The 8,177-nt window shown below is 66.0% G+C and carries 6 protein-coding genes, 1 tRNA gene and 1 pseudogene; 5 read left to right on the top strand and 3 right to left on the bottom strand.

Features of this window, described 5'->3' with window-relative positions:
* Positions 1–826 (top strand): annotated as a pseudogene (locus tag ELR45_RS36535) (acyltransferase); the annotation flags it as partial.
* Positions 827–921: 95 nt separating this feature from the next.
* On the top strand, positions 922–1,959 hold the full coding sequence (locus ELR45_RS02555; protein WP_129663148.1) for an alpha/beta hydrolase family protein: 1,038 nt from the start codon (positions 922–924) through the stop codon (positions 1,957–1,959).
* A gap of 128 nt (positions 1,960–2,087) precedes the next feature.
* On the opposite strand, the gene ELR45_RS02550 is transcribed toward ELR45_RS02555, so the two are convergent.
* From ELR45_RS02550 to ELR45_RS02540, 3 genes are all read right to left on the bottom strand, one after another.
* Positions 2,088–2,945 carry a sugar phosphate isomerase/epimerase family protein gene (locus ELR45_RS02550; protein ID WP_129663146.1) on the bottom strand — a complete coding sequence of 286 codons (858 nt, stop codon included), beginning with the start codon at positions 2,943–2,945 and terminating at the stop codon, positions 2,088–2,090.
* A gap of 217 nt (positions 2,946–3,162) precedes the next feature.
* The gene (locus ELR45_RS02545; protein WP_129663144.1) at positions 3,163–4,221 is read right to left on the bottom strand and encodes a S66 family peptidase; all 1,059 of its coding nucleotides are present in this window, start codon (positions 4,219–4,221) and stop codon (positions 3,163–3,165) included.
* A 485-nt stretch (positions 4,222–4,706) separates the two neighbouring features.
* Positions 4,707–4,780: transfer RNA gene (locus ELR45_RS02540), tRNA-Leu, on the bottom strand.
* A gap of 48 nt (positions 4,781–4,828) precedes the next feature.
* On the opposite strand from ELR45_RS02540, the gene ELR45_RS02535 reads away from it, so the two are divergent.
* The 3 genes from ELR45_RS02535 to ELR45_RS02525 all read left to right on the top strand — a co-directional run bounded on the left by ELR45_RS02535 (position 4,829) and on the right by ELR45_RS02525 (position 8,088).
* The gene (locus ELR45_RS02535; protein WP_129663142.1) at positions 4,829–5,596 is read left to right on the top strand and encodes a helix-turn-helix domain-containing protein; all 768 of its coding nucleotides are present in this window, start codon (positions 4,829–4,831) and stop codon (positions 5,594–5,596) included.
* Positions 5,597–5,736: 140 nt separating this feature from the next.
* Positions 5,737–6,381 carry an ANTAR domain-containing response regulator gene (locus ELR45_RS02530; protein WP_240759094.1) on the top strand — a complete coding sequence of 215 codons (645 nt, stop codon included), beginning with the start codon at positions 5,737–5,739 and terminating at the stop codon, positions 6,379–6,381.
* Positions 6,382–6,384: 3 nt separating this feature from the next.
* Positions 6,385–8,088, top strand: a complete 1,704-nt coding sequence (locus tag ELR45_RS02525; protein WP_129663140.1) for an ABC transporter substrate-binding protein — start codon at positions 6,385–6,387, stop codon at positions 8,086–8,088.
* Positions 8,089–8,177: the final 89 nt, after the last annotated feature.

Raw genomic sequence — 8,177 nt, 5'->3', positions numbered from 1 at the left:
CTGGGTCGTTCGTGCGGCGCACGGAACGACGCCGTCCGGACCCGGCCCCGATCTAGGCGACGGCCAGCTGCGGTACCACATCCTGTCCGTTGGCTACGCGCTGGAGCTGCTGGGGTCGTCGTTCCAGCACCCGATCATCGCAGTGGACGAGATCACGTCCGATGAGCTGGTGACCATGCTGGAAACGCAGCCGTGGGCCGAGCGTGCATGGCGCGCCGGTGACTGGGTCGACGGCTTCGGCACCGGCCTGTACTGGAACCGGCATCAGTTCGGGCTGCCGGGCGCACTGGACATGTTGATCGGCTGGCTGCATACGCACGTCAACCCGCACACCGGCATGTGGGGCGGGCTGACAGCCGAGGAAGGCCGGCGGCAGATGGTGAACGGGTACTACCGCCTGACCCGGGGCACCTTCGCCCAGTTCGGCCTGCCTGTGCCGTACCCGGAGCAGGTGATCGACACGGTCTTGGCGCACACTCGTGACGGCCGGTGGTTCGGCGACGGCCGGGGCACCGCGTGCGATGTGCTGGACGTGATCCACCCGCTCTGGCTGGCCGGCAGGCAGAGCGGCCACCGCCGCGGCGACGTTCAGGTGTGGGCGGCCGCACAATTGGAGCGGGTGCTGGAGCATTGGCAACCGCGTGCCGGATTCAGCTTCGCGTTGCGGCCGGGGAGCGGCTTCAATGGAGAGCCTGGCCTACAAGGCACCGAGATGTGGCTGGCCATCACGTGGTACCTGGCCGATGTTCTGGGCCACGCCGGCTCTCTCGGTTACACGCCACGTGGCGTCCATCGGCCGGAAGCCCGCCGGATGGGCCAAGCGTGACTTCGTGGCCTCACGTAACGTCTGGACGAAGCTCGCAGGCCCCAAACCGTTACCTGAGGCCACGAAGTGTCCGCACGGCCGTACTGGGAGGAAGCATGAGTGAGCTGAGTCTCGCGCCGGAGAACGTCCACGAGCGGCTGCTCGCAACGGCGAAGCCTGAGCTCGCGTACAGCCCGGGCATGGACCTGAGCGCGTGGCGGGTACAACTGGCCGGACGGCTGCGCGAGCTGATCGGTGTCTTGCCGGAGCCGGTCGATCTCGATCTACGCGTCGAGTGGAGGAAGGAGCGTGACGGCTATGCCGAGATCCGCTTCGTCTTCACCTCGGAGCTGGGCGCCGATGTCCCGTGCCACCTGCTCGTACCCGACGGCGCGGATCAACCGGTGCCGGTGGTGGTGTGCCTGCAAGGGCACTCCACGGGTATGCACAACTCGCTGGCCAGGGCCGGTGTGTCCGACCCGACGCCACAGGTCCCGGACGGTGATCGGGACTTCGCCATTCAGGCGGTCTCGCGTGGATACGCGGCGCTGGCGCTCGAACAGCGATGCTTCGGCGAGCGGGTGGACATCCGGCCCGAAGAACGACGAGCCGGCTTGGGCACGTGTCATCACGCGGTGCATGTGGCGTCGTTGCTGGGACGCACCATGGTCGGCGAGCGGGTGTGGGACGTGTCCCGGGCCATCGATGCCCTCGCCGAGTTTCCCGAGGTGGACACCGACCGGATCGCATGTCTTGGGCACAGCGGCGGAGGAACCGTCGCCTGGTACGCGGCGTGCGTGGACGAACGCATCGGCGCTGTCATGCCGTCGGCATCGGTCTGCACCTACCGGGCCAGCATCGGTTCCATCGACCACTGCAGCGACAACTACCTGCCGGGTGCCCTGCGCTACTTCGACATGCCGGACCTCGCCGGCCTGATCGCGCCGCGTCCGCTCGTCGTCACGACCGGGCGCGACGATCCGATCTTCCCGATCGACGGTGTCAGGGAGGCTGCCGGCAAGGTGCGCGAGATCTACGACGTGTTCGGCGCATCCGAGCGTGTGGAGCTGGTAATCGGCGACGGTGCGCACCGGTTCTTCGCCGACGACGCGTGGCCGGTCTTCAGCCGTCTGGTCGGCTGGCACGACGCGTGAGCCGCCTGGTGTGGATAGCTGCATCCGGAGCTTGTTGAGCGTCAGTGGCGTATACCGGCGTCTGGACAGCCCTTTGACGACACTCACGCTCAACAAGCCGGCAGCAGGTGCCGCGGATACCGAAGGCCTCAGGCGGCCGACGCCTTGAGGTAGGCGAGGTTGTCAGCGATGCGCTCGGATCGGGTCTGCTCACCGAGATCGGAGAAGTCCTCGACAGAGACCCAGCTGTCGTAACCGACCTGCTTCAACGCTGTCAGGAACGCGGGAATGTCGGCGAAACCGTCGCGGAGGGTCAGTTGGGTGTTCTCCCACTCCACGGTGCCGTCGTCGCGGGTGGTGCCCGAGCGGACGACGGCACCGTTCTTCACCTGCACGTGGGCGAGATACGGGCCGAGCGCCTCCAGGCCGAAGCGGTATTCGGTCCATCCTTCCCAGACCATGTTGCCGATGTCGAAGATGGCGCCGGCGTGATCGGGATCGAGCCCGTCGAGGAATGCCGCGGCCGCGTGCGGGCTAGGCGTGAGCTGCTGGTGGTGGATCTCGATGTTCGCCCGCACACCGTGCTCGGCGGCGAGCCGGGCCACCTCGGCGTACTGTCCACGCCGCTCGTCCCACTGGTCGCGGACGCTGCGGCCGGTCTCGTAGCCGCCCGAACTGACCCGCAGCTGCCGGACGCCGAGCTGAGCAGCGGCGCGCATGGTCGTGTCGATCTGCTCGAACTGATCGGGGCGAAGGTAGGTGCCGAGGGCCGGCATCTCCAGGCCGGCGCCATTGGTGAGCTCCTTGATCGCCTGGACGTCGTCGGGGAACGACGACGCCGGCCAGGTGCACCGGTTGCCCGTCCAAAAGCCGGGCTTGCCGTCAGCGGAGTCGTTCGGCTCGGTGATGCGCCATTCCACGCCGTCGTAGCCGGCGCCGGCGATATGCTTCGCCGCCTCTGCCGGTTCCCACTCGGGCACACTGACGGTGAACACCGCGAACTTCATGATTCTCCTCGTGTTTCGCCTGCGCCCATGAGCATCAACGGTCCGCCGCATCATGATGTGGCCAGGGGTTGATGATCACCGGATAGTCCGCGTACCAGCATGCCCAGTGGCGACCATTCTTGGCAATCGCTTGCCAAGAGTTGCCGGGGCGCCTGGCCGTTCACACGGCACGAGTCCGCGGCCACAAACGGGGCCGGTCAGGTCAGCGTACGTAGAGCTAGGAGGTCGTGGGTGACTCCATCACCCGCAATGTGCGCTGTACAGGGTCGGTCTCGACAGTGATACCGAGCGGCAAGACCCAGCGGGGGTCGGTGTGGCCGAAATCGAGGTTGGCAACAATCGGCAGGTCACCGTCGAACTCGCGCACCACGATGTCGACGACGGCCTCGTCGAGCGCCTTCTTCTGCTCGTCGTCGTACCCGTACGCCCGCCCGATCCACAGAGCCGCAGCATGCTCGTAGACGCCCTGGCTGCCGTAATTGCGCAGCCAGCGACGTACCTGGCCAATTGTCGGGCGCTTCTCCGACGTCTCCAGAAACAGCACCCGGTCCCGCCACCAGCCTGGGTCATCGTTCGGCCACCAACGCGTGCCCTTCAGGAACTCCAGCACCTCGACGCAGCCGCCGAACAGCCGCCCAGTGGAGACCCGGTCACCGTGCAGCCAGCGCCATCCGTCGTTCGAGCGTAGGCCCGTGACACGCGACGCGTTTGCCGGCTCGTCCCAGTCGTAGCGATCCTGCGTCCATCGCTCGAACGCGGGCAGCTGGTACGGCCTCTGACTCGCCGCCTCACCGAACAGCATCGCTCGTGTGTGCGCGACCGCGTCGGGGAAGTTCTCCAACTGGGCAAACCCCGACATGGCCGAGGAACCGTCGTACGTCACCAGCCCAGCGAGATGGTACGCGACCAACTGCGCTGCGGTGTCTGAGTAACCCATGACGATCGTGGGATGCGCGAGCGCCGACGCAGTGTCAAGCCACGGAAGAATCCGTACTGAGTCGTCGCCGCCGATGGTCGAGATGATCGCTTTCACCTCATCGTCGGTGATGAGCGCGTTCATCACCTCAGCCCGCCGTCTCGGGTTCCGGGCGAGCTCGTCGGCGTGCGTCCGCGCCGTCTCCGCCTCAACCACGTCGAGCCCGAACACGTCGCGCAGCACGCGGACGCCGGCCTCATACGGGCCGGGGAACACGCTCGGCCCACCCCAGGACGACGACACCACGGCGACGGTGTCACCGGGACGCAGCGCAGGTGGTTTGACCGGAACACCAGGCATTGCGTCACCCTTCCACGTCGCGCCTGGTCACACAATCTGTGCCTACGGCATTGTCGTGCGAGTTACGACGAAGTCGTTACGGACATAGCCGGTCATGTCCGTGTGGCTGGCCTTTCGTAGTGTCGTGAGTGCTTGTCTATGCCGAGATGGCGAAGCTGGCAGTAGATACGGAATAGTACTGGTGTTGGGATCATGTGTTCGATAAGCTGGTGTCATGTTAGAGCGCACTCATCACCAGAGAGGCCCACCGGAGGTGGGGCCGAGAATAAGGTCCTTGCGCTCCTGTCAAGGAGCAGACGTCGTCCGCGTGCGCGGCCAAACGTGAGACATCGCCGTTGAGGGCACGTAGAGACAGCAGGACCGTGCGCCCCGGTCATATGACACCGGATGCCGCGTGTTCGCAGGTGATGAGCAGCGAAACACGTTGCGCCCACGCGCATAATTGCCTGACTGATCGCGGCAGTGCCTCTTGCGGTCTTTGTGTGTAGCCCGGGTGGGAGTCGAACCCACAATCACGGCATTTTGAGTGCCGCCGCTCTTCCAGTTGGCGCACCGGGCCCTGCCCTTGGCTCAGCCAAGGTTACTAGATCCCGAAAGGATAGCGCGGATGTACTCCCCGGACGAAGTCGCCCTGGTCAAGAAGCTTTGGGGGGAGGGCCTCAACAAGTCTGAGATCTCCCGGGCTACTGGGGTCTCTCGGTCGACGATACGGGAGTGGCTGCTAGGAAATGCTCCTGACTTCGAGGGTCACCGGGCTGGCACGTTGGGATATACGCGCTACGCATGTCCCTTGTGTACCGACCAACTGGAGTCTGTGCCTCGCGAGGCATACGTCTACCTGCTGGGTCTGTACCTTGGCGACGGTTGCCTATCGGTCAGTAAGAAGGGCGTGTACAGGCTCCGCATCGCCTGTTGCGACGCGTATCCCCAGCTGATGGATTGGTGCGAGGAAGCCATGAGTGCGGTGCTCCCGGTCAAGGTGGGGCGTGTGCACAACGTTGGTTGCACGGAGGTGCACTCGGACTCCAAGCACTGGGTCTGTCTGTTTCCGCAGCATGGGCCGGGGCGAAAACACGACAGGAAGATCGAGTTGGCTCCGTGGCAGCAGGAACTCGTCAACGCCGACCCTCGGCCGCTCATCCGCGGCCTGATCCACTCTGACGGCACGCGGGTTCTCAACCATGCCGTCGGTACCGACTACCCGCCGTACCCGCGGTACCACTTCACCAACGCGTCCGCTGACATCAGAGAGATCTTCGGGCATGCCTGCGACGCCATCGGGGTCGAATGGCGCTACAACAACTCGCGGAACCTGTCGGTCGCCAAGCGGGCGAGTGTGGCCATCCTCGACTCGTTCATCGGGCCGAAGACCTGAATGCGAGCTTGTGTCCCGGCAGCATCGACGGATGATCCACTGCGCGTGAGGGCTGGGCAGCCGGTACGCGGGGCGGGGCGTGCGGCGTCGTCGTAAACCCCGTGCTGCACATCTCCTTGCATGACCGGTAGGCTTCCGCCGTGACCGAAACGCCAACTCCCGAGACCCAGACCAGTCCTGCCCGGCGCGTTCTGGTGGCCGAGGACGAGTCCCTGATCCGTCTCGATCTGATCGAGATGCTCAAGGAAGAGGGATACGACGTCGTCGCGGAGGCGGCTGACGGCGAAACGGCGGTCCGGCTGACCGAGGAGCACCGGCCGGACCTCGTCGTCATGGATGTGAAGATGCCGGTTTTGGACGGTATCTCGGCCGCGGAACGCATCGCCGCCCAGCGGATCGCGCCGGTGCTGTTCCTCACCGCGTTCTCTCAGCGTGACCTCGTGGAGCGGGCACGTGAGGCTGGCGGTATGGCCTATCTCGTCAAGCCGTTCTCCAAGTCCGACCTCGTCCCGGCCATCGAGATGGCGCTCTCCCGGCATGAGGAGATCACACAGCTCGAGAAGGAAGTCGCCGACCTCGGTGAACGCCTCGAGACGCGGAAGCTCGTCGACCGTGCCAAGGGAATCCTTCAGTCGCAGTTCGGCTTGAGCGAGCCGGATGCGTTCCGATGGATCCAGAAGGCCGCCATGGACAAGCGGACTTCCATGCGCAGCGTTGCCCAGGTGGTGCTGTCCGAGAGCGAGATGGAGACCCCTGAGGGGACGTCGGAAGCGCAGGACAGCTGACCTGTGCGACGGCCGCTGATGGCCGCCGTGGCACTGTGCGGGGCCGCGGCGTTGACGTCGTGCAGCCTGCTGAGTGGCGGTGACGAGGAAGAGCCCGAGAAGCTCGCCAAAGTCGTCCTCTTCGTCCCAGAGGGGACTGCCAGTGGGGACGGAGTCGTCGCTGCCGTCGAGCTAAGTCTTGGCGAGTCCACGGACGATATAGGTGGCTGGACAGTCGAGGTGGAAGCCGTCGACGACGAGCCCGAAGATGAGAGCATCCCGGAGCTGGCCTCCGGTATAGCTGACGATGACGTCGTCGCAGTGGTCGGCGGATTGTCCACAGAGACGGTCCGCGCGGCGCAGCCGGTCTTCGACGCGGCGTCGTTGCTGTTCATATCCCCGGCCGACACGGTTCCTGAGCACACGCGCGGCGCCGACGACGAGAACCCGCTGCGCCCATACGAAAGCTATTTCCGGACGGCGGTCAGCGACGACGATCCTCTCGCGGAGCTGGCCCGATACGCGACGAGTGCGCTCGGCATGGACACGGTGGCAGTCATCGACGCCGATGGCGAGGGCGAGGCGGATGCATTCGCCGGCGCGTTCCGCGAGGCCGAGGGAGAAGTGCTACGCGTCGACGAACGCGAGGACGAGCCCTCCGGCGGCGACGAATCCGATGACGACGGCGAGGGCGCCGAACCGGACGACCCCGAGGCCGGCGACGACGCGGATGAGAACGGCGGCGGCGACGAGTCCGACCAGGCCGATGACGAGTCCGATCAGACTGATGAGGACGACGAGGAGCCCGGTGCAGGCGACGACGCCGACGAAGACGACGCGGCAGCAGGTGAGTTGGAGCACGGCGGCGGCTTCGTGCTGACTCAGGACGATGCAGATACCGACGCTGCCGAGGACGACGACGCCAGTGGGGACGACGACGCCAGTGGGGACGACGCCACCGACGAGGGCGACGCCGACGACGGCGAGAGCGGCGACCAGAGCGCCGATGGCGAGAGCGACGCCGACGACAGCGAGAGCGACGATGGCGAGAGCGACGACGGCGAGAGCGACGACGGCCCGAGCGGCGAGGACGACAGCTCGGGTGACACAGACCCAGACAACTCCGGCTCCGCCGACGACGATGCCGACGACGACGGTTCAAGCGACAGCAGCGTTGACGAGACGACCGTGTCAGTCGACGACGTCGACGTCATGCTCGACGAGGCGCAGGCTGGAGACTCCGATGCCGTGTTCGTCTCAGGATCGGCGAACGTTGCGGCGGTCGTCGCCGACGAGATTGCCCGCAGAGGCCTTGAGATGCAGCTGCTGGGCGGATCCGTGCTGATGAGCGACGCCTTCCTGGCTGAAGCCGGGTCCTCGGCGGAGGGGGCGTTGACCGCGGTGGAGAGCGAGTTGTCGCCGGAGGGCGGCTCCGGGCAAGGAGACGCCGAGGCGCGGCTGACCGAGTCCGGGATAGACCCGGGTCCGTACGGAGCCGCAGCGTATGACACTGGCGTCGCACTCGGTACTGTGCTAACCCGGTGTCTGCCGTCCGCCAGTTCAGCGACGTCGGCGCGGGAGGGCTGCCTGGGCGAGTTCGCCGAAGTGAGATTCGACGGCGCAACAGGGGAGTTCGCGTTCGACGAATTCGGCGATCGGCTCGGTGCGGCACCGGAGATCATGGAGATCCGTGACAGCGCGTGGACTACGGTCGACGCTGGCAGATAGTCACCGTTGCCGGTGTCCGGGGTCACATTGTCCTAACAACCCATGCCTACAGTGTGTCCACAGATGCGCCAGTCAGGGCAATGGGCATA

Source organism: Phytoactinopolyspora endophytica, from assembly GCF_004138495.1.
Lineage (GTDB): Bacteria > Actinomycetota > Actinomycetes > Jiangellales > Jiangellaceae > Phytoactinopolyspora > Phytoactinopolyspora endophytica.
Note: the sequence above shows the minus strand (reverse complement) of the source record. Positions and strands in the feature narration are given on the sequence as shown.

What these genes read in the sequence shown, in the direction of transcription:
- ELR45_RS02555 (WP_129663148.1), top strand. Translation starts at nt 922, where the DNA reads ATGAGTGAGCTGAGTCTCGCGCCGGAGAACGTCCACGAGCGGCTGCTC.
- ELR45_RS02550 (WP_129663146.1), bottom strand. Translation starts at nt 2,945, where the DNA reads ATGAAGTTCGCGGTGTTCACCGTCAGTGTGCCCGAGTGGGAACCGGCA.
- ELR45_RS02545 (WP_129663144.1), bottom strand. Translation starts at nt 4,221, where the DNA reads ATGCCTGGTGTTCCGGTCAAACCACCTGCGCTGCGTCCCGGTGACACC.
- ELR45_RS02535 (WP_129663142.1), top strand. Translation starts at nt 4,829, where the DNA reads ATGTACTCCCCGGACGAAGTCGCCCTGGTCAAGAAGCTTTGGGGGGAG.